General features: G+C 71.5%; 21 protein-coding genes. 19 read left to right on the forward strand and 2 right to left on the reverse strand.

Annotation, left to right across the window (positions count from 1 at the left end; translation table 11 throughout):
- Window positions 1–15 precede the first annotated feature (15 nt).
- The 15 genes from hrcA (at window position 16) to EDF53_RS05125 (ending at window position 15,668) form a co-directional block, all read left to right on the forward strand.
- The gene (gene hrcA, locus EDF53_RS05055; protein ID WP_123292548.1) at window positions 16–1,038 is read left to right on the forward strand and encodes a heat-inducible transcriptional repressor HrcA; all 1,023 of its coding nucleotides are present in this window, start codon (window positions 16–18) and stop codon (window positions 1,036–1,038) included.
- Window positions 1,039–1,087: 49 nt separating this feature from the next.
- Window positions 1,088–2,200, forward strand: coding sequence for a molecular chaperone DnaJ (gene dnaJ, locus EDF53_RS05060; RefSeq protein WP_111085744.1), 1,113 nt, complete (start codon window positions 1,088–1,090; stop codon window positions 2,198–2,200).
- Window positions 2,200–2,937 carry a 16S rRNA (uracil(1498)-N(3))-methyltransferase gene (locus EDF53_RS05065; RefSeq protein WP_123292549.1) on the forward strand — a complete coding sequence of 246 codons (738 nt, stop codon included), beginning with the start codon at window positions 2,200–2,202 and terminating at the stop codon, window positions 2,935–2,937. Before dnaJ ends, EDF53_RS05065 begins: the two co-directional genes overlap by 1 nt.
- A 40-nt stretch (window positions 2,938–2,977) precedes the next feature.
- On the forward strand, window positions 2,978–3,331 hold the full coding sequence (locus EDF53_RS05070; protein ID WP_123292550.1) for a histidine triad nucleotide-binding protein: 354 nt from the start codon (window positions 2,978–2,980) through the stop codon (window positions 3,329–3,331).
- A gap of 70 nt (window positions 3,332–3,401) precedes the next feature.
- On the forward strand, window positions 3,402–4,463 hold the full coding sequence (locus EDF53_RS05075) for a PhoH family protein (RefSeq protein WP_228505182.1): 1,062 nt from the start codon (window positions 3,402–3,404) through the stop codon (window positions 4,461–4,463).
- The gene (gene ybeY, locus EDF53_RS05080) at window positions 4,460–4,921 is read left to right on the forward strand and encodes an rRNA maturation RNase YbeY (RefSeq protein ID WP_123292552.1); all 462 of its coding nucleotides are present in this window, start codon (window positions 4,460–4,462) and stop codon (window positions 4,919–4,921) included. The genes EDF53_RS05075 and ybeY overlap by 4 nt, the downstream gene beginning before the upstream one ends.
- 3 nt (window positions 4,922–4,924) lie before the next feature.
- On the forward strand, window positions 4,925–6,244 hold the full coding sequence (locus EDF53_RS05085) for a hemolysin family protein (protein WP_123292553.1): 1,320 nt from the start codon (window positions 4,925–4,927) through the stop codon (window positions 6,242–6,244).
- Window positions 6,241–7,179 carry a GTPase Era gene (gene era / locus EDF53_RS05090; RefSeq protein WP_123292554.1) on the forward strand — a complete coding sequence of 313 codons (939 nt, stop codon included), beginning with the start codon at window positions 6,241–6,243 and terminating at the stop codon, window positions 7,177–7,179. The genes EDF53_RS05085 and era overlap by 4 nt, the downstream gene beginning before the upstream one ends.
- A gap of 67 nt (window positions 7,180–7,246) precedes the next feature.
- Window positions 7,247–8,557 carry a histidine kinase gene (locus tag EDF53_RS05095; protein ID WP_260215215.1) on the forward strand — a complete coding sequence of 437 codons (1,311 nt, stop codon included), beginning with the start codon at window positions 7,247–7,249 and terminating at the stop codon, window positions 8,555–8,557.
- Window positions 8,554–9,243, forward strand: a complete 690-nt coding sequence (locus EDF53_RS05100) for a response regulator transcription factor (protein WP_111085737.1) — start codon at window positions 8,554–8,556, stop codon at window positions 9,241–9,243. The genes EDF53_RS05095 and EDF53_RS05100 overlap by 4 nt, the downstream gene beginning before the upstream one ends.
- Window positions 9,244–9,354: 111 nt before the next feature.
- Window positions 9,355–10,107 (forward strand): ABC transporter ATP-binding protein, encoded by a 753-nt coding sequence (locus tag EDF53_RS05105; RefSeq protein ID WP_123292555.1) that lies wholly within the window; start codon window positions 9,355–9,357, stop codon window positions 10,105–10,107.
- A complete protein-coding gene (locus EDF53_RS05110; RefSeq protein WP_123292556.1) occupies window positions 10,104–11,504 on the forward strand; it encodes an ABC transporter permease in 1,401 nt (466 codons plus the stop codon). The genes EDF53_RS05105 and EDF53_RS05110 overlap by 4 nt, the downstream gene beginning before the upstream one ends.
- A 430-nt stretch (window positions 11,505–11,934) precedes the next feature.
- A complete protein-coding gene (gene leuA, locus EDF53_RS05115; protein WP_123292557.1) occupies window positions 11,935–13,710 on the forward strand; it encodes a 2-isopropylmalate synthase in 1,776 nt (591 codons plus the stop codon).
- A 297-nt stretch (window positions 13,711–14,007) separates the two neighbouring features.
- Window positions 14,008–14,874 carry a DNA repair protein RecO gene (gene recO / locus EDF53_RS05120; protein WP_123292558.1) on the forward strand — a complete coding sequence of 289 codons (867 nt, stop codon included), beginning with the start codon at window positions 14,008–14,010 and terminating at the stop codon, window positions 14,872–14,874.
- On the forward strand, window positions 14,871–15,668 hold the full coding sequence (locus tag EDF53_RS05125; RefSeq protein WP_123292559.1) for an isoprenyl transferase: 798 nt from the start codon (window positions 14,871–14,873) through the stop codon (window positions 15,666–15,668). The genes recO and EDF53_RS05125 overlap by 4 nt, the downstream gene beginning before the upstream one ends.
- Before the next feature lie 8 nt (window positions 15,669–15,676).
- Here the strand turns inward: EDF53_RS05125 and EDF53_RS05130 are convergent, their stop codons facing one another.
- Complete coding sequence (locus EDF53_RS05130) at window positions 15,677–16,648, reverse strand: LysR family transcriptional regulator (protein WP_123292560.1); 972 nt, start codon at window positions 16,646–16,648, stop codon at window positions 15,677–15,679.
- 70 nt (window positions 16,649–16,718) lie between these two features.
- Here EDF53_RS05130 and EDF53_RS05135 point away from each other — a divergent pair, with 70 nt between their 5' ends.
- The 4 genes from EDF53_RS05135 to EDF53_RS05150 all read left to right on the forward strand — a co-directional run bounded on the left by EDF53_RS05135 (window position 16,719) and on the right by EDF53_RS05150 (window position 20,354).
- Window positions 16,719–17,774, forward strand: coding sequence for an aminotransferase class V-fold PLP-dependent enzyme (locus EDF53_RS05135; protein WP_123292561.1), 1,056 nt, complete (start codon window positions 16,719–16,721; stop codon window positions 17,772–17,774).
- A 107-nt stretch (window positions 17,775–17,881) separates the two neighbouring features.
- On the forward strand, window positions 17,882–19,267 hold the full coding sequence (locus EDF53_RS05140) for a glycine--tRNA ligase (protein WP_123292562.1): 1,386 nt from the start codon (window positions 17,882–17,884) through the stop codon (window positions 19,265–19,267).
- Window positions 19,268–19,413: 146 nt separating this feature from the next.
- Window positions 19,414–20,148: a DsbA family protein gene (locus EDF53_RS05145; RefSeq protein ID WP_123292563.1), complete on the forward strand. Its 735-nt coding sequence runs from the start codon at window positions 19,414–19,416 to the stop codon at window positions 20,146–20,148.
- The gene (locus EDF53_RS05150) at window positions 20,145–20,354 is read left to right on the forward strand and encodes a hypothetical protein (protein ID WP_123292564.1); all 210 of its coding nucleotides are present in this window, start codon (window positions 20,145–20,147) and stop codon (window positions 20,352–20,354) included. The genes EDF53_RS05145 and EDF53_RS05150 overlap by 4 nt, the downstream gene beginning before the upstream one ends.
- A gap of 140 nt (window positions 20,355–20,494) precedes the next feature.
- On the opposite strand, the gene EDF53_RS05155 is transcribed toward EDF53_RS05150, so the two are convergent.
- Window positions 20,495–20,980 (reverse strand): aminoacyl-tRNA deacylase, encoded by a 486-nt coding sequence (locus tag EDF53_RS05155; protein ID WP_123292565.1) that lies wholly within the window; start codon window positions 20,978–20,980, stop codon window positions 20,495–20,497.
- Window positions 20,981–21,011: the final 31 nt, after the last annotated feature.

Raw genomic sequence — 21,011 nt, forward strand, 5'->3', positions numbered from 1 at the left:
CAGGAAGGAGCGCTCGTGGTCAGTGAACGCAGCCTCGAGGTCCTGAAGGCCATCGTGCGCGACTACGTGGCGTCCCGTGAACCGGTCGGCTCCAAGACGATCGTCGAGCGGCACGCCTTCGGCGTCAGTGCCGCCACGATCCGCAACGACATGGCCCTGCTCGAGGACGAGCAGCTCATCGTCGCGCCGCACACCTCGTCCGGCCGGGTGCCGACCGACAAGGGCTACCGGCTGTTCGTCGACCACCTCGCCGCAGCCCGGCCGCTGACGAGCGCCCAGCGGCACGCCATCGAGACCTTCCTCGGGGCCCCGAACGACCTCGACGAGGTCCTCGGCCGCACCGTGCGCCTGCTCAGCCAGCTCACGAACCAGGTCGCCCTGGTGCAGTACCCCTCGATGGTGCGCGCCCGGGTGCAGCACGTCGAGCTGGTGCGCCTCGGCGACGCCCGGCTCATGGTCGTGCTCATCACCGACACCGCCCGGGTCGAACAACGCGTCGTCGAGACCGACGTCGCGCTCGACGAGCCGCTGCTGACCGAACTCCGCTCCGTGCTGAACGGCGCGGCCGTGGGGCTCCTGCTGCAGGACGTGCCCACCGCGCTCCGTGCGGTCCCGCAACAGCTCCGGCCCGACGCCCAGGCGCTCGGCGGGGTCGTCGTGGCGACCCTCATCGAGCAGGTCGCGGCGAACCGTCAGGACCGCCTGGTGATGGCCGGTGCCGCCAACCTGGCGAAGAGCGAGCAGGACTTCTCCGGCGGCCTCTTCCCGGTGCTCGAAGCGATCGAGGAACAAGTCACCCTGCTCCGGTTGTTCGGGGAGATGCAGGTGGACGACATCGCGGTGGCGGCGAGCATCGGCGTCGAGAACGCCGAGTACGGGCTCGACGCCACGAGCATCGTCGCCGGCGGGTACCTCGCCGGTGGCGGCGAGGTGGCACGCCTGGGTGTCCTGGGACCGACCCGGATGGACTACGGCACGAACATGGCTGCCGTCCGGGCCGTCGCACGGTACCTGTCCAAGCTGCTGGGCGAACACTGATCGACTGCAACACCGACCGACCGACCGAACACAACCGACTGAGGGATACGTGGCAGACCACTACGACGTCCTCGGCGTCCAGCGAGACGCCTCCGATGCCGACATCAAGAAGGCCTACCGCCGCCTGGCGCGTGAGCTCCACCCGGACGTGAACCCTGCTCCAGAGGCAGCCGAGCGGTTCAAGGACGTCACGCACGCGTACGACGTCCTGAGCGACCCGGAGCAGCGGCGCCGGTACGACGCCGGGCCCCAGGCCGACAGCCCCTTCGGTGGCGGCGCCGGCGGGTTCAGCGACATCTTCGACGCCTTCTTCGGCGGCGGTGGCGGTGGCGGCCGGGGCAGTGGTCCCCGCAGCCGTGCCGAGCGCGGGCAGGACGCCCTGCTCCGCATCGACGTCGACCTCGACGAGGTCGTCTTCGGCACCCACAAGGACGTCGAGGTCGACACCGCCGTCCTGTGCGAGACCTGTCACGGGTCGTGCTGCGCACCCGGCACCAGCCCGCGCACCTGCGACATCTGCGGCGGGTCCGGCAACATCCAGCGCCAGGTCCGCTCGCTGCTGGGCAACGTCGTGACGAGCGCCCCGTGCGGCACCTGCCGCGGCTACGGCACCGTCATCCCGAGCCCCTGCCCGACCTGCCAGGGTCAGGGCCGCGTCCGCGCCCGTCGCACCGTGCCGGTCGACGTCCCCGCCGGCGTCGACTCGGGCCTGCGCCTGCAGATGCCCGGCCAGGGCGAGGTCGGCCCCGCCGGTGGCCCCTCCGGCGACCTGTACCTGGAGATCCGGGTGCGGCACGACGACGTCTTCAGCCGCGACGGTGACGACCTGCTCGCCACCCTCGAGGTCGCGATGACCGACGCCGTGCTCGGCACCACCACGACGATCGACGGACTCGACGGGCCCGTCGAGCTCGAGATCCGTCCCGGGGTGCAGAGCGCGGACGTCCTGGTGATCAAGGACCGCGGCATCACGAAGCTGCGCGGGAGCGGCCGCGGCGACCTCCGGGTCGGCGTGCAGGTCGTCACCCCGACGAAGCTGTCGCACAAGGAACGCCAGCTCGTCGAGCAGCTCGCGAAGTCGCACAAGGCGTCGGCGCCGCAGCTCGCCCGGTTCCAGCAGGGCATGTTCGGCAAGCTCCGCGACCGCTTCTTCAACTTCTGATGGCATCGCTCTACGTCGTGGAGTCGCTCGACGGGGTCGCCGTCGGTGGCTCCGTGACGCTCGACGGGGCAGAGGGGCGGCACGCCGTGACCGTCTCGCGCGTGCGGGTCGGTGAGACGCTGCGGCTCTCGGACGGACGGGGGACCGTCGTGTCCGGTGCGGTGGAGTCCGTCCTTCGCGACTCGCTGGTGCTGTCCGTGGCATCGCTGTCCGTCGACCCGCTGCCGGTCCCGTCGCTGACGCTCGTGCAGGCCCTCGCCAAGGGCGGCCGCGACGAGATGGCGGTGCAGGCGTCGACGGAGATCGGCGTCGACCGGATCGTTCCGTGGTCAGCCGCGCGCAGTGTCTCCCGGTGGGAGGGCCCGAAGGTCGAGAAGGGTCGATCGCGGTGGACGGCCATCGCGCACGAGGCCGCGAAGCAGGCGATCCGGTCGCGGGTGCCCGAGGTCGGGCCGCTCGTCACGACGGCGCAGCTCGTCGCCGCGCTCGGTGCCGGTGCTGCGGTGCTCGTGCTCGACCCCACCGCGACCGTGCGGCTCGCGACCTGGGAACCGACGGCGGACCTCGACGAGATCGCCCTCGTGGTGGGGCCGGAGGGCGGCATCGACGCCTCCGAGCTCGAGCGGCTCGAAGCCGCGGGAGCGATCAGGGTCCGGCTCGGCGACAGCGTGCTGCGGACCTCGACCGCCGGTCCCGCGGCACTCGCGATCCTGCAGGCCGGACTCGGGCGCTGGTGAGGGAAGGCCCGAGGTCGGTCCTGCGTTCTACGATGGAGTCATGAGCACCAGCACGCCCAGCGTCTTCAGCAAGATCATCGCGCGCGAGATCCCGGCGACCGTCGTCGCCGAGGACGACCGCGTGATCGCGATCGAGGACATCGCCCCGAAGGCACCCGTCCACGTGCTGGTCATCCCCAAGACCGAGCAGTACGCGAACGTCGCCGAACTCGCGGCCGGTGACCCCGACCTCCTCGCCCACCTGGTCGCCACCGCGCAGCGCATCGCCGACGAGCGCGCCGGCGGCCAGTTCCGTCTCGTCTTCAACACCGGCGAAGCCGCCGGTCAGACCGTGTTCCACGTGCACGCGCACGTACTCGCAGGTGAACTGCAGGAAGGCACCCTTGCCGGCTAACGAACCAGCACAGCCCACCACCGACGACGACCAGGTCGTCTCCGTCGCCCTCCAGGTCGACGGCATCGCCATGGTCCAGCTCCTCGGTCCCCAGGACCGCCTGCTGAAGACCGTCGAACGGCAGTACCCGGGCGTCAAGGTCGTCGTCCGCGGCAACGAGGTCACGCTCACCGGGCCCGAGCGCGAGGTCGCGCGGGCGAAGGCGCTCGTCGACGAACTCGTCGGCATGGTCAAGCGCGGGCAGGACATCGGCCCGTCGGACATCCCGATGTCGGCACGGATCCTCGACGACGACCGCAAGCCGTCCGACACCTTCGGCACGCCGATCGTGTCGAGCCGCGGCAAGTCCGTGCGGCCGAAGACCGACGGGCAGCGCGCCTACGTCGACGCCATCGACGAGCACACCATCACGTTCGGCATCGGCCCCGCCGGCACCGGCAAGACGTACCTGGCGATGGCGAAGGCCGTGCAGGCCCTGCAGCGGCGCGAGGTCACCCGGATCATCCTGACCCGTCCCGCGGTCGAGGCCGGCGAGCGGCTCGGGTTCCTGCCGGGCACGCTCACCGACAAGATCGACCCGTACCTGCGGCCGCTGTACGACGCCCTGAACGAGATGATGGACCCCGAGTTGGTCCCGAAGCTGCTGGCTGCGGGCACGGTCGAGGTCGCGCCGCTCGCGTACATGCGCGGCCGGACGCTCAACGACTCGTTCGTCGTCCTCGACGAGGCGCAGAACACGACGCCCGAGCAGATGAAGATGTTCCTGACGCGTCTCGGGTTCGGCTCGAAGATGGTCGTCACGGGTGACATCACCCAGGTCGACCTGCCGGGCAACGTGTCCGGACTCCGACTCGTGACGCGGATCCTCGAGACGGTCGAGGACATCCACTTCGCCCGCCTCGGCAGCGAGGACGTCGTGCGGCACACGCTCGTCGGTCGCATCGTCGACGCCTACACCGTCTACGACGAGGAACGCCTCGCCGAGCAGGCCGGTCACCGTCCCGGTGGCCGTGGCAGCGCGCCGGTCGGCAACCCCGACGGCGCCAACCGCGCCGAACGCCGTGGTCGGCCGCCGCAGGACCGCCAGCGACCCCCGTACCCCCAGAACGACGCCCGAGGAGGCAACCGGTGAGCATCGAGCTCAACAACGAGTCCGGGGTCGAGGTGGACGAGCCAGCCATCCAGCGCCTCGCCGCGTTCGCCCTCGACGCGATGCACGTGCACGCGGACGCCGAACTCGCGATCGTCCTGGTCGACGAGGGCGCGATGGAGCAGCTGCACGTGCGGTGGATGGACGAGCCCGGCCCCACCGACGTCCTGAGCTTCCCGATGGACGAGCTCCGACCGGGCACCGAAGAGGACCCAACGCCCGCCGGCCTGCTCGGCGACATCGTGCTCTGCCCGCAGGTCGCCGAGGAACAGGCGAAGACCGCCGGGCACTCCAGCACCGACGAGATGCTGCTGCTCACCTGCCACGGCATCCTGCACCTGCTCGGGTTCGACCACGCCGAGCCGGACGAGAAGGCCGAGATGTTCGGGCTGCAGGGTGAGATCCTGACGGCCTTCGCGGCCCAGCGCCGGGGTCGGTAGCCGATGCTCGTCGTCGTCGGTCTGCTCGCGGTCGCGCTCGGGCTCGTCGTGCTCGGCGGGCTCCTCGCCGCGAGCGACGCCGCGCTCTCCGTGGTGTCCCGTGCCGACCTCGACGAGATCGCCCGCGGCAACGAGCGTCGTCGTGCGCTCGAGGCGATCGCGGACGACGTCGGCGCGCACGTCAACGCCCTGAACTTCTTCCGCGTGCTCGCCGAGACCGCCGCAGCCGTGCTCGTCACGATCGCCCTGGTGCGGGCGTTCGACAGCTGGTGGGTGGCGCTCATCGTCTCCGCCGCGATCATGACGGCCGTGTCGTTCGTGCTCGTCGGGTCGAGTCCGCGCAGCGTCGGACGGGCGCACGCCGAACGGCTGCTGGCGTCCACCGGCGGCCTGGTCCGTGCCGTCCGGATCGTGCTCGGTCCGCTCGCCGGTCTGCTCGTCCGGATCGGTGACCGCGTGACCCCGGGCCGCGGCCGCAGCGCCTCGACGGTGTCGAGCGAAGAACAACTGCTGTCCCTCGTCGACGAGGCCACCGAGAGCAACGTGCTCGAGGACGAGGACCGCGAACTCATCCACTCGGTCTTCGAGTTCAGCGACACCCTCGTGCGCGAGGTGATGGTGCCGCGCACCGACATGCTGACGGTCGACGGCTCGGACACGCTCGCCGCGGGCATGGAGCAGTTCCTCGCCGCCGGGGTGTCCCGCATGCCCGTCACCGGCAAGGACAGCGACGACGTCCTCGGCGTCCTGTACCTGCGTGACGTGTCGCGGGCGCTGTACGAGCGACCGGGGTCCGGCAGTGAGCGGGTCACCCGGCTGCTGCGTCCGGCCGAGTTCGTGCCGGAGTCGAAGGCCGCCGACGACACCCTGCGGCACATGCAGGTTGCGAAGAACCACCTGGTCCTGGTCGTCGACGAGTACGGCGGCGTCGCCGGTCTCGTCACGATGGAGGACCTCATCGAAGAGCTCGTCGGGGACATCTCCGACGAGTACGACCGCGCCGTGGTCGACCGGGTCGAGGTCGAGCCCGGCCTCTGGCGCATCTCGGCCCGACTGCCCGTCGACGAGCTCGGCGACCTGTTCGGCATCGAGCTCGACGACGACGACGTCGACACCGCCGGCGGTCTGCTCACCAAGGAGCTCGGCCACCTGGCGGTCTCCGGCGACACGGTCACGGTGTCCGGCGTCGTCCTGACGGCCGACCGGGTCGAGGGCAAGCGCCGCCACCTCATCACCGTGCTCGCCGAACGCACTCACGCCCTCGCGGGTGTCGAGGACGCCTTCGACGACGCCACCACCACGACGGGAACCACGCACGCATGACCGACTCCGACTCCACCCCAACCGCCTCGGGCAAGCCCTACCGCGCGGGCTTCGTCTCGTTCGTCGGGCGTCCGAACGTGGGCAAGTCCACGCTGACGAACGCGCTGGTGGGCCAGAAGGTCGCGATCACCTCGTCGAAGCCGCAGACCACCCGTCGCGCGATCCGCGGCATCGTGCACCGGCCCGACGGCCAGGTCATCATCGTCGACACCCCGGGTGTGCACCGTCCCCGCACCCTGCTCGGCGAGCGGCTCAACGACCTGGTGCAGTCCACGCTCGGTGACGTCGACGTCATCGGGTTCTGCGTCCCCGCCAACGAGCCGATCGGCCCGGGTGACCGCTTCATCAACGACACCCTCGACCAGTACCCGCGGGCCAAGAAGGTCGCGATCGTCACCAAGATCGACCGCACCTCGAAGGACAAGGTCGGCGAGCAGCTGCTGGCCGTCTCCCGGCTCCGCGACTGGGACTCGATCATCCCGACGTCGGGCACGAAGGGCCTGCAGCTCGAGGACCTCCTCGGCGAGATCACCTCGTTGCTGCCGGAGTCGCCCCAGCTGTACGACTCGTCGGCAGTGACCGAGGAGACCGACGAGGAGCGCATCAGCGAACTCATCCGCGAAGCCGCGCTCGAGGGTGTCCGCGACGAACTGCCGCACTCGCTCGCCGTCGTGATCGAGGACATCGTCGAGCCGGACGAGGACGACGACGCCGACGGGCCGCTGCGCATCTTCGCGAACCTGTTCGTCGAGCGCGACAGCCAGAAGGCGATCGTCATCGGCCACAAGGGGGAGCGCCTGAAGGACGTCGGCTCCCGCGCCCGCGTCGAGATCGAGTCGCTGCTCGGCGGTCGGCACGTGTACCTCAACATCCGTGTGAAGGTCGCCAAGGAGTGGCAGCGTGACCCCAAGCAGCTCGGACGCCTCGGCTTCTGAGCGTCCGGCGCCAGGAGTCATCCACACGAGGGACGCGCCCGTGAGCCGAGCGCCGTACCGTGGACGCGTGTTCCGTCCCATGCTGCGCGCGCAGGTCATCACCGACGTCGTCATCGCCGTGGTGCTCGGCTCGCTCGTGCTGATCACCTCGGCGCGGGGCATGGACTCCCCGCTCGCGATCGTCACGGTCGTCGGCATGACCGCTGCCCTCGCGCTCCGACGGCTGTCGCCCGGACTCGCACTGGCCGTCGCCTGGGTGTTCGCGGTCTTCGAGATGGTCACGGGCCAGATGCCCGACCTTTCGAACGCCTTCATCGCCGCGGTGCTCTACACGACGAGCGCCTACGGCAGTCGGCGGGTGCGGCTGGCCGGACTCGTCTCGGCCATCGTCGGGTCCGTCACCGCGGCCCTGTACATCGGCGTCGACGACTACCGCAACCGGTTGACGATCGAGACCGCGTCGACCCCGTTCCAGGAGTCGGTGCAGGTCACGGTCTCGTACTTCGCCGTCGTCCTGCTCCTGCTGCTCCTGCCGTGGTTGGCGGGCCTCGTGGTCCGCACCCGCCGGTCGGCGAGCATGAGCCGCGAGGCCCAGCTGCTCGCCGAACGCGACGCCGCCCGTGCCGACCGAGCGGTCGCGGTCGAACAGGAGCGCGTGCGCATCGCCCGCGACATGCACGACATCGTCGCGCACTCGCTCGCGGTCGTCATCGCCCAGGCGGACGGAGCCCGCTACGCGCTGAAGGCCGACCCCGCCGTCGCCGACCAGGCCCTCGGCACCATCTCGACCACCGCCCGCCGGGCCCTCGGCGACGTCCGCGAGCTCCTCGGCGCGCTCCGGCACGAGCAGGGGACCGTCCCGACGCCGGAGATCGACGACATCGACCGGCTCGTCGGCGAGATGCGCCAGGTCGGCCTCGACGTCCGGGTCGAGCGCGAGGGCGACCCGACCGGCCTCCCCACCACGACGCAGCTCGCGGTGTACCGGATCGTGCAGGAGAGCCTGACGAACGCCTACAAGCACGGTGAGCCCGGCACGCCGGTGCACGCATCACTGACCTACCGCCCGGACACCGTCGAGATCGCGGTGGTGAACCGCCGCGCCGACGACGGCACCCGGGGTCCCGGCACCGGGCACGGCCTGGTCGGCATGCGCGAGCGTGCCACCATGACCGGGGGCACGATGACCGCCGGGGTCCGCGGCCCTGACTTCGAGGTCGCCGTGCGCATGCCCGCCGTCCCCGCGAGCGGGCAGATGCCCCGCGGGCGCATCAGCCCGACCACGAGCCCGACCGCGAGCCCGGCTGCGGGCCCGACCGCCGAGTCGGCCCCCGCCCCGACCATCAGTCCGACCGAGCAGGAGCGCACCGCCCGATGACCACCACCCCGCCGGCCGACGGCCGCATCCGCGTCGCCCTCGTCGACGACCAGGCACTCTTCCGCACCGGCATCCGGATGCTCATCGGCTCCCAACCCGACCTGCACTTCGTGGGCGAGGCGGGCGACGGTGCCGAGGGCGTCGAACTCGTCCGGCGCACCCGTCCGGACGTCGTGCTCATGGACGTCCGGATGCCCGTGATGGACGGCATCACGGCGACCGCGCACATCGTCGAACAGGCCGGCACCGACGGCGCGAAGGTGCTCGTCCTGACCACGTTCGACTTCGACGAGGCCGCGGCGAAGGCCATCCGGGCCGGGGCGAGCGGCTTCGTGCTGAAGGACGCCGACCCCGAGTTCCTGCTCGCCGCCGTGCGGACCGTGCACGCCGGCACCGCGGTCTTCGCGGCCTCGGCGACGCGGGAACTCCTGCGGCGCTACGACGACTCGGTCGAGCAGGCCGCGACCGTGCCGGCGACGTTCGACGACCTCACCCCGCGTGAGCGCGAGATCTTCGACCTGGCGGCCCGCGGCTTCAGCAACAGCGAGATCGCGCAACACGAGTACGTCAGCGAGGCGACCGTGAAGACCCACATCTCGCGGGTCCTGACGAAGCTCGGACTCCGCGACCGCGTGCGCCTCGTCGTGTTCGCGCACGAGCACGGGCTGGTGAGCAAGGCCGACTGACGGACGTCATCCGATCGGATGACCCGTCCACAGGAAGTCGAGCCGAGCGGCTCATCCACAGGAGCCGCCCGACGTACGCGGGGCGGGCCTCCCGGACGCCATCGTTGGTGCATGACCACCAGCCACGCTCCGATCATCCGACTCGACCACGTGTCCAAGCACTACGGCGACGCCGCACGCCGGGTGACGGCGCTCGACGACGTCAGCGTCGACATCGGCGCGGGGGAGTTCACCGCCGTGATGGGGCCGTCCGGGTCCGGCAAGTCGACGCTCATGCACGTCGCCGCGGGCCTCGACGCGGTGTCCGCGGGCCGCATCGAGATCGACGGGGTCGACATCACGGGGCTCGGTGACAAGGACCTGACCGAGCTGCGTCGCCGCCGGCTCGGGTTCGTGTTCCAGTCGTTCAACCTGGTGCCGACGCTCGACGTCAGCGAGAACATCCGGCTGCCGTTCCTGCTCGGCGGGCACAAGCCGTCGAAGGACGAGAGCGCGTGGATCGACCGCCTGGTCGACCAGCTCGGACTCGGCAACCGGCTGTCGCACCGGCCGCACCAGCTGTCGGGTGGGCAGCAGCAGCGCGTCGCCATCGCCCGGGCACTCGCCTCGCGGCCGGCGGTCGTCGTCGCCGACGAGCCGACCGGAGCCCTCGACTCGCGCACCGGCCGTGACGTGCTCGCGGTCCTGCGCGGGGCCGTGCAGGAGTGGGGCCAGAGCGTCGTCATGGTGACGCACGACCCCGTCGCCGCCGCCAACGCCGACCGGATCCTGTTCCTCGCCGACGGCCGGGTCGTCGCCGACCGCCCGGCGATGGACGCCGGCGCGATCTCCACCACGATGCTGGGGATGGAGGCGGCAGCGTGAACGGCGTCCGCTCCTTCGCCCCCACCGTGCTGGTCGCGGCGCTCGGCACCACGTTCGGCTCGGCACTCGTCATCGCCCCGGGCATCGTGACCGAGGCGCTCGGCGCTGCCGGGCTCGCCGACCTCGGGCCGGTCAGGGCGATCCTGTCCGTCGTCGGGTGGCTGTTCCTCGGCATCGCGCTGTACGTCGGCGCGATCGTCACCGCCAACACCTGCGCGACCCTCATCGCCGGGCAGACCCGCATCATCGCGTTGCAGCGGCTCGTCGGTGCCACCGGCGCGACGCTCCGGGCCCGGATCACCCGGACCGGACTGGTCGTCGGGGTGCTCGGCGGACTGATCGGCGCCGTCGTGGGAACCGGGCTGTCCGCGGTGTTCGTGGTCGTCCTGCGCGGCAACGGGTTCCTGCCCGACACCGACTACACGCTCCTGCCGTGGGAACTCGTGCTCCCGGTCGTGGCTGTGGTCCTGGCGACCTGGGGAGCGTTCGCAGCGGGTTCCCGCCGGGTGCTGACCGTCACCCCGCTCGAGGCGCTGTCCTCGAGCGTCGAACCGAGCCACGACGACGTCCGCTCGGGCACCGCCCGCAAGGTCTGGGCCATCGTGCTCATGGCCGGCGGCGCGGCGCTCATGCTCATCGGGCTCGCGGTCAGTGCGAGCTCGCCGATCGCGGTGCTGCCGGCTGCGCTCGGCGGGTTCGTGTCGTTCGCCGGCGTCGCCGTCGGAGCGACCATCGTGATGCCGCCGGTGCTGCAGCTCATCGGTCGGATCGGCTCACACGACCCCGTCGTCCTGCTCGCCGGCCGCAACGCCATGCGTGCGCCGGGTCGGTCCTCGCGGGCGACGATCGGGCTCGTCATCGGCGTCACCCTGCTCGTCACCTTCGCCGTCGCACTGGGGATCATGCAGCACGTGCTCGAGGCCCAGCTCGAGCAGATGGGACAGGGCCAGATGACGACCGAGATGGTGCAGGCACAGCGCGACTTCTTCGTGCAGCTCAACGCCGTCGTCAGCGTCATCGTCGGGTTCTCGGCCGTGATCGCCGCCGTCGGGGTCGTCAACGCGCTGGCACTCGGGGTCCTGCAGCGCCGACGCGAGCTCGGGTTGCTGCGGGTGCTCGGTCTCACCGGGGCGCAGGTCCGCCGGATGATCGTGACGGAGGCCGTGCAGATGGTCGTCGCGGCCGTCGTCTCGGGGCTCGTGCTCGGCACCTTCTACGGCTGGGTCGGCGGGCAGACGCTGCTCGGGTCGCTCGGGCACCCGGTCACGCCCGTGCTGCCGCCGCTCACCATCGGGATCGTCGTCGTCGGGGCGCTCGTGCTCGCGGTCGTCGCGACGATCGCGCCGGTGCGGCGTGCGATGCGCGTGCCCCCGACCGAGGCGCTCGCGGTCGACTGACGCCGCGCTCTGGTCGCACCACGCGGCGGACGGGAGGCACGGTGCCAGCTGGCACCGTGCCTCCCGGCCGTCGCGTGGTCGCGTGGACGTGTGCCGCACCGCAGTGCCACGCCGCTCACGTCCGTTGAATGGTCACGAACTGTCGCCTGGACGCGGCTCAGGTGACAGAACGTGACCGCTCGGCGGCCGACCCGCGGCATGTCGTGACCGCTCGCCCCCGTCCGGTGTCCGGCTCGGACCGTGCCTGGCCGCCCCCGCGTCACGCGCTTGTCACACAGCAGCCCGCCGGTGCTACCGTGGACTCGATGTACTCGGCACTCCTCCTCCTTCGCTGCCGCGACGAGGCCTGACACACCGGCCCACCTCGTCGCGGAGTCCGTCGTGGCCGCACTCACCAGAGCACACGAACACGCGACGAAAGCGACGAACGATGCAGAACACGCAGCAGCCCTCCGGGATGCCGATCCACAAGTACGTCCCCTTCCACGAACAGATCTCGGTCGAACTGCCCGACCGCACCTGGCCGACGAAGCGCATCGAGCGGGCGCCGCGCTGGTGTGCGGTCGACTTGCGTGACGGCAACCAGGCCCTCATCGACCCGATGGACGCCGAGCGCAAGCGCGCCATGTTCGACCTGCTCGTCGGCATGGGCTACAAGGAGATCGAGGTCGGGTTCCCGAGCGCCTCGCAGACCGACTTCGACTTCGTCCGCAGCCTGATCGACGAGGGCGCGATCCCCGACGACGTCACCATCCAGGTGCTGACCCAGGCGCGCGAGCACCTCATCCAGCGCACGTACGAGGCGATCGACGGCGCGAAGCAGGCCATCGTCCACCTGTACAACTCGACGTCGATCGTGCAGCGCGAGGTCGTCTTCCGCACCGACGTGCAGGGTGTCGTCGACATCGCGGTGGCCGGCGCGAAGCTCTGCAAGGCGGCTGAGGCGACGCTGCAGCACGACACGACGGTCTACTACGAGTACTCGCCGGAGTCCTACACGGGCACCGAGCTCGAGGTCGCGCTGCAGATCTGCAACGCCGTGCTCGAGGTCTTCGAGCCCACCCCCGACCGCAAGGTCATCATCAACCTGCCGGCCACCGTCGAGATGGCGACGCCGAACGTCTACGCCGACTCGATCGAGTGGATGTCGCGCAACCTCGCGCACCGCCAGGACGTCATCCTGTCGCTGCACCCGCACAACGACCGCGGCACCGCCGTCGCCGCCGCCGAGCTGGGCTACATGGCCGGCGCGGACCGCATCGAAGGCTGCCTGTTCGGCAACGGTGAGCGCACCGGCAACGTCGACCTCGTCGCGCTGGGCATGAACCTGTTCACGCAGGGCATCGACCCGGAGATCTCGTTCGCGGACATCGACCAGGTGAAGCGCACCGTCGAGTACTGCAACCAGCTGCCGGTGCCGGAGCGTCAGCCGTGGGCGGGCGACCTCGTCTACACGGCGTTCAGCGGCTCGCACCAGGACGCCATCAACAAGGGCTTCGAGGCGATGAAGGCCAAGGCCGCCGCCGCAGGCAAGGACATCGACGAGATCGAGTGGGCGGTGCCGTACCTGCCCGTCGACCCGAAGGACATCGGCCGCTCGTACGAGGCCGTCATCCGCGTGAACTCGCAGTCCGGCAAGGGCGGCGTCGCGTACCTGCTCAAGACCGACCACGCCCTCGACCTGCCCCGCAAGCTGCAGATCGAGTTCTCCGGCGTCGTGCAGCGGCACACCGACACCGAGGGCGGCGAGTTCTCGTCGCAGCGCATCTGGGACGTGTTCCAGGACGAGTACCTGCCCGCCTCGACCGACGACGACAAGTGGGGCCGGTACGAGCTCACCAAGACGGCGACCTCGAGCGACTTCGACGGCACGACCTCGCTGTCGGTCGCACTCCGCGTCGACGAGGGCTCCGTCACCGCCGACGCCGTGGGCACCGGTCCGATCGACGCGTTCCTCAAGGTCCTCGCCGAGCAGGGCGTCCAGGTCACGCTGTACGACTACTCGGAGCACACGATGAGCGCCTCCGGTGACGCCAAGGCGGCGTCGTACGTCGAGCTCGACGTCGACGGCGTGCGCCTGTGGGGCGTCGGCATCGACGCCGACATCTCGACGGCCTCGCTCAAGGCGATCGTGTCCGCGGTGAACCGCGCGGTGCGAGCCGGTGCTGCAGCCGGCGCCGACTCGCCGGAGCTCGTCTCCGCCTGAGACGCGACCAGGCCGGGAGGCGCGGTGCAGGTCCGTCCTGCACCTGGGCCCACGCCGGCCGGTTCCGGGCCGACGCGCCAGCGGCGGACCGGCCGTGCCCGGTGGGGAGCCTCCCGTCTGTGCCCGGTCTTTCCCCCGTCACGCGCGATGGCAAGTCGAATCGGGCGTACCTGATCGTTTCTTTCGACCAGGTACGCCCGATTCCGCTCGGTACCCCTGCGCGCGGCGCGCGCTGCGCGCTGCGCGCTGCGCGCTGCGCGCCCACGCGGTGTCGGCGGGGCGGGGGATACTGGGGGCATGCCGCTGTACCGGGACGAGTGCGTCGTGTTGCGCACCCACAAGCTCGGGGAAGCCGACCGCATCGTCACCATGCTCAGCCGGCAGCACGGCAAGATCCGTGCGGTGGCCAAGGGCGTGCGGCGGACCGCGTCGAAGTTCGGCAGCCGGCTCGAGCCGTTCATGGTCGTCGACGCCCAGTTCTACGAGGGCCGGTCGCTCGACATCGTCACGCAGGCCGAGTCGCTCGGGGCCTACGGGGCGCAGATCGTCGCCGACTACGGCGCGTACACGGCTGCGAGCGCGATGGTCGAGACCGCCGACCGCCTGAGCGAGGCCGACGCCGGGCTGCAGCAGTACCTGTTGCTCGTCGGCGCGCTGCGGTCGCTGTCGCGCGGTGAGCACCACTCCAGCGCGACGCTCGACTCCTACCTGCTCCGTGCGATGAGCATCGCGGGGTGGGCGCCCTCGTTCAGCGACTGTGCGGTCACGGGGGAGCCCGGGCCGCACTCCGCGTTCGTGGTGCAGCTCGGCGGGGTCGTCGCCGACCGGGCTGCGCCTCCCGGCACGCCGCGGCTCGACCCGGCGACCCTCGGCGTGCTCGGTTCGCTGCTCGCCGGCGACTGGGTGAGCGTCGACGCCACCGACGAACGGACGCGGTCGCGGGCCTCCGGCGTGGTCGCGGCCTACGCCCAGTGGCACCTGGAACGATCGCTCCGGTCCCTGCCGCACGTCGACCGCTCGGAGCACCCGCTGCCCGTGCCGCTGACCCACGACGGACCCGAGGCGACGGCACGCGCGGTGGCCTCCACCCCCGCACCCGCACTCCCTGACCCCGATCCCGCCGCGGAAGGAACCCGCACCGTGGAAGGAACCCCCACCGCATGAGCCCCCGCCGCCCTGACGACGCCGAGCCGTTCCGCCCGATCGACTGGACCGGTGAGACGCCTCCGGCGATCCCGGCCCGGTTCGTGCCGGACCACGTCGCGATCGTGATGGACGGCAACGGTCGGTGGGCCAACGGCCGCGGGCTCACCCGGATCGAGGGACACAAGGCGGGCGAGGCCTCGCTGCTCGACGTCGTCGCCGGCGGGATCCAGATCGGCGTCAAGCACATCTCGGCGTACGCGTTCTCCACCGAGAACTGGAAGCGTTCGCCGGAAGAGGTCCGGTTCCTGATGGGCTTCAACCGCGATGTGATCCGTCGTCGGCGCGACCAACTGAACGAGTGGGGCGTCAAGGTGCGGTGGGCCGGACGGCGTCCGCGGTTGTGGCGGAGCGTCATCGACGAACTCGACCGTGCCGAGCAGATGACCGCGGGCAACGACGTGCTGACCCTGACGATGTGCGTCAACTACGGCGGCCGGAACGAGATCGTCGACGCCGTGCGGGGGATGGCCGAAGAGGTCGCCGCCGGACGCCTCAAGCCGAGCCAGGTCACCGAGAAGGCCCTTGCGAAGCGGCTCTACGTGCCTGAGATGCCCGACGTCGACCTGTTCCTGCGCAGTTCGGGGGAGCAGCGCACGAGCAACTTCCTGCTGTGGCAGTCGGCGTACGCCGAGATGGTGTTCCTGGACCGCCTGTGGCCGGACTTCCGGCGCACGGACCTGTGGGGCGCGATCGAGGAGTACGCCCGCCGCGACCGTCGCTACGGCGGTGCGGTCGACGCCCCGACGGCCTGACGCACCCGTCAGCCGGGCAGCGGCCCGTCGAGCAGGTGCGCCGCCGACCGCACCGCGTCCAGGGCCGCACGGACGCTCGGGACGCGCTCGGCCCCTCGGGCGATGACGACCTCGACCCGGCGGGCCAGGTCGTCGTCCACGGGGTCGACCCGGACCTCGGCGGGGATGACCGTCGTCGCGAGCGCCAGCCGGGGGAGCAGGGCCACGCCGAGTCCGGCGGCGACGAGTCCCACCACCGCAGCCGCGTTGTCGGTCTCGAGCACGATGTCCGGGGTGAACCCGGCCGTCGCACACGAGGCGAGCAGGTGGCCGCGGCACCGCGGGCAGCCGCCGATCCAGCGGGCGTCGCGGTGCGACGCGAGGTCGACAGCACCGGAATCCGCGGCACCAGAGTCCGCAGCATCGGACCCCACGGACACGGAGGGCGTCACCAGGGCGAGCGGATCCCGCCCGAGTGCCCGCGTGACGAGCCCGGGGTCCGGGACGGACCCGACCTCGTCGCCGACGTAGGTGAAGGTCAGGGCGACGTCGACCTCCCCGCTCCGGAGCAGGTCGAGCGCCTCGGGCGGTTCGACCTCGACGTACGAGGTCGTCACGCCCGGAGCCGTCGCCGCCATCCGGGCGAGCACGGCGGGCACGAGGGCCGACGAGGCGCTCGGGAACCCGGCGAGGCGCACTCGACCGCGGGTCAGGCCCCCGACGGCGTCGAGGTCCTCGCGCGCGGCGGTCAGTGCGGCCTGCACGTGCAGGGCGTGGTCCGCGAGCACCCGACCGGCGTCCGTGAGGGTGGCACCGCGCCCGCCGCGACCGTCCTGCCCGGACCGCAGCACCAGGGTGTGCCCGAGTCGCCGCTCGGCCCGGGCGAGCAACTGGCTGACCGCGGGTTGGCTCGACCCGAGCGCTGCGGCGGCGCGGGTGATCGACCCACCGTCGGCCACGGCGCGGAGGACCCGGAGCAGCTGGGGATCGATGTCGTCCATCACGCGATGTTATCGGCTGCACAACGAACCCGGCCTGGTGTGATGGAGCACGAGCCGGGACGCTGTCCGCATGGACTCCTTCCCCGCCGGTCGTGGCTACCTCGCGGCGTGCACCGCCGGTCTGCCGACCCGGGCCACGCTCGCCGCCCAGCGGGCCGACCTCGACGCGTGGTCCCGCGCCGAGACCTCGCCGGCCCGCTACGGGGCGTTGGTCGAGGAGGGCCGCGCGCTGTTCGCCGCCCTCGTCGGGGTGCCGGTGTCCCACGTGGCGACCGGCTCGCAGACCTCGGTGATGGCCGCGGTCGTCGCCGACGCCCTGTCGGACGGTGCTGAGGTGGTCGTCCCCGACGGCGACTTCAGCTCGGTCGTCTTCCCGTTCCTCGCCCAGGCGCACCGAGGCGTCCGCGTCCGGCACGTCCCGCTCAACCGGCTCGCCGCGTCCGTCGGGCCCGACACCGCCCTCGTCGCGTGGTCCGCGGTGCAGTCCGCCACCGGCGCCGTCACGGATCCTCACCCGGTCGTCGCCGCGGCCCGGCGGGTCGGTGCCCTCACTCTCTGCGACCTCACGCAAGCAGCCGGCGTCCTGCCCGTCGACGCGGCACTGTTCGACGTGACGCTCACGCACGCCTACAAGTGGCTCTGCGCACCGCGCGGCGTCGCCTTCATGACACTCTCCGACACCGCCCTCGGTCGGCTCCGCCCGGTCCAGGCCGGCTGGTACGCCGGCGCGGACGTGTGGTCGTCCTGCTACGGCCCCGACATGCGCCTGGCCGACGACGCCCGTCGCTTCGACGTCTCGCCTGCCTGGCAGGCGTGGCCCGGTGCCGTGGCCGCGCTCGAACACGCGGTCGCGCTCGACCAGCAGGCGGTCTGGAGGCACGCCACCGGTCTCGCAGACCGGCTGTGCGACGCCCTCGGGTCGCCTCGGCAGGGCGACGGGCAGGCGATCGTGACGTTCGCGGACGCCGACGGGTCGGCCCTCCGGGCCCTCACCGCCGCCGGGCTCACCGCGTCGGGGCGTGCCGGGCGACTCCGGATCGCGTTCCACCTGTGGAACGACGAGTCCGACGTGACCGACGTGGCGGCCGCACTGCGCGGGGTGAGGGCGACCACGTCGGCGAGGTGAGCGCTGCGGGCGGACGCGGGGCGGGCCTCCCGGCCGACGATCGCCGGTAGTCTTGCCCGGACCGTTTCCGCACCGAGCACCCAGCTCGGCGACCTCTGGAGCACTCTTTGGCACAGCCCACCCGTCTCGACAGCGTCATCGCCCTGGCCAAGCGCCGCGGCTTCGTCTTCCAGTCGGGTGAGATCTACGGAGGCTCCCGCTCCGCGTGGGACTACGGGCCCCTCGGTGTGGAGCTCAAGGAGAACATCAAGCGTCAGTGGTGGCAGCGGTTCGTCCGCGGCCGTGGCGACATGGTCGGCCTCGACTCCGCCGTCATCCTGCCCCGCAAGGTGTGGGAGGCCTCCGGCCACGTCGCGACCTTCACCGACCCGCTCGTGGAGTGCCTGCACTGCCACCACCGGTTCCGCGAGGACCACCTGATCGAGGCGTTCGTCGCCAAGAAGGGCCGCGACCCCGAGGGCCGCATGGCCGAGATCGCCTGCCCGAACTGCGGCACCCGCGGCGAGTGGACCGAGCCCCGCGAGTTCTCCGGCATGCTCAAGACGTACCTCGGCCCGGTCGAGTCCGAAGAGGGCCTGAACTTCCTGCGCCCCGAGACCGCGCAGGGCATCTTCGTCGACTTCGCGCAGGTCGTCACGACCAGCCGCATGAAGCCCCCGTTCGGCATCGGGCAGGTCGGCAAGGCGTTCCGCAACGAGATCACGCCCGGCAACTTCATCTTCCGCACCCGCGAGTTCGAGCAGATGGAGATCGAGTACTTCGTGCCGCCGGCCGAGGCGGGCGAGCACTACGAGCAGTGGATCGCCGACTCGGTCGCGTTCTACACCGACCTCGGCATCGACCCGGAGAACCTGCGTCGCTTCGACGTGCCGGACGGCGAGCGGGCGCACTACTCCGACGCCACCGCGGACATCGAGTACCGCTTCGGGTTCACCGGATCGGAGTGGGGCGAGCTCATGGGCGTCGCGAACCGCACCGACTTCGACCTCAACAACCACATCGAGTCGTCCGGCCAGGACCTGCGTTTCTTCGACCAGGCCGCCAACGAGAAGTACGTGCCGTACGTCATCGAGCCGTCCTTCGGCCTGACCCGTGCGCTCATGGCGTTCCTGCTCGACTCGTACCACGAAGACGAAGCACCGAACGCGAAGGGCGGCGTCGACAAGCGCACCGTGCTGCGACTCGACCCGCGCCTGGCGCCCGTCAAGGCCGCGGTACTGCCGCTGTCGCGCAACGAGCAGCTCTCGCCGGTCGCCCGCGGCCTGGCCGACGACCTGCGCAAGAACTGGAACGTGGACTTCGACGACGCCGGGGCGATCGGCCGTCGCTACCGTCGCCACGACGAGATCGGTACGCCGTTCTGCATCACGGTCGACTTCGACACGCTCGAGGACAAGGCCGTCACGGTGCGCGAGCGCGACACGATGGCGCAGGAGCGGGTCGCCCTCGACCAGCTGCAGGGCTACCTGGCGCAGCGCCTGCTCGGCGCGTAGGGGTCTCGCGGGCGGCCGGCCGGACCCGGCACGGCGCGGATGCGTCCAGCACAACCAAAATCACCTCGAACCGCGCGATCCCGCGGCGCGAGGTGATTTTGGTTGTGCGGCGGGAATGCGCGCGCAACGTCCGCGTTGGGATCAGCATGAACGACTCCGTGAAGGTCGATGTCTGGTCGGACATCGCCTGCCCCTGGTGCTACATCGGCAAGCGCAAGTTCGAGGCCGGCGTCGCCGCGTTCGGCGCCTCGGCGGACGGCCGCCCGGTCGAGGTCGAGTACCACTCCTTCGAGCTCAGCCCGGACACCCCCGTCGACTTCGAGGGCACCGAGGCCGAGTTCCTGTCGAGCCACAAGGGCATGCCCGTCGAGCAGGCGCAGCAGATGCTCGACCAGGTCACCGGCATCGCGGCGTCGGTCGGGCTGGACTACGACTTCGATGCCATGCACCACACGAACACCGTGAAGGCGCACCAGGTCATCCACCTCGCCAAGCAGCACGGCAAGCAGCTCGACATGGTCGAGCGCCTGTTCACCGCCTACTTCGAGCGCGGCGAGCACGTCGGCGACGACGCGACGCTGGCCGACCTGGCCGCCGAGATCGGGCTCGACCGCGACGAGGTCCTCGCCACGCTCCGCGACGACTCGCAGCTCGCAGCCGTCCGCGCCGACCAGGCCCAGGCGCAGGCCTTCGGCATCAACGGCGTCCCCTTCTTCGTCATCGACGGCAAGTACGGCGTCTCGGGCGCGCAGGACCCGGCAGCGTTCGAGCAGGTGCTGACGCAGGTCGTCGCGCTGCGCGGGACGACTCCGGACGAGGTCGCCTCGGCGACCGAACGCGCTGCGGACGACGCGAGCGCCGACGTGGCGGCGACCCGATGACGGGCGCGACGGTCACCGTCGGGGGTGGGGCGGGCCTCCCGTCCGCCCCGTCGGTCCCGGATGCGATCTCCGGTCTGGAGGCGCGCCCCGGCCTGCTCACGCTGGTCACGCCCGGCGGTGCGCCGGTCTGCGACCGTGATTCGTGCCTGATCGACGCCGGATCGTTCGCCGGCGCCGAGGGCGACTGGACCGAGGTGCCAGACTGACGGATCCGTCGGTCGCGCTTCGCGCGCTGCTGGTCCCGCGCCGCGCGCTGCTGGTCTCGCGCCCCCGTGCGGTCGTTGCGCCCCGACTCAGCGGGGCGCGACGGCTGCGCGGGGGCGCGATCCGTCGGTCGCAGGACTGGTCAGGCGCGCTGCGGTTCCTCGTCGGTGATGTCGGCGACCGTCGCGCCGTACGCGGCGACGAGGTCGTCGGCGTCGACGAAGGCGCTCGCGCCGTGTCGGCCCGCACCGAGGGCGACCCGTCGACCGACGATGCGTTCGTCGGCGTAGACGGGCAGGTCGCCGGTCGCGCCGATGGGCGTGATGGTGCCGCGCTCGTAGCCCGACGCCTGGAGCGCGGTCGCCGCGTCGGGCATCGAGAGCTTGTTCACCCCGACGACGGTGCGGAGCTTCTTCCACGCGATGCTCCGGCCGCCCGGCACGAGCGCGAGCAGGAAGCCGCCGTCGTGCCGCTTGACGACGAGTGTCTTGACGATGTCGCCGGGGTCGATGCCGAGCAGCTCGGCGGCCTGCTGCAGGGAGTCCGCGGCGGGGCGTTCGACGACCTCGACCGTCAGGCCGCGGGCTGCTGCGTCGGTGTCGAACCGGGTGCTGGCGTCGATCGTCATGTGGAGAACGCTACCGGCGAGCACCGACGTG

This window comes from Curtobacterium sp. PhB78 (genome assembly GCF_003751685.1).
Taxonomy (GTDB): domain Bacteria; phylum Actinomycetota; class Actinomycetes; order Actinomycetales; family Microbacteriaceae; genus Curtobacterium.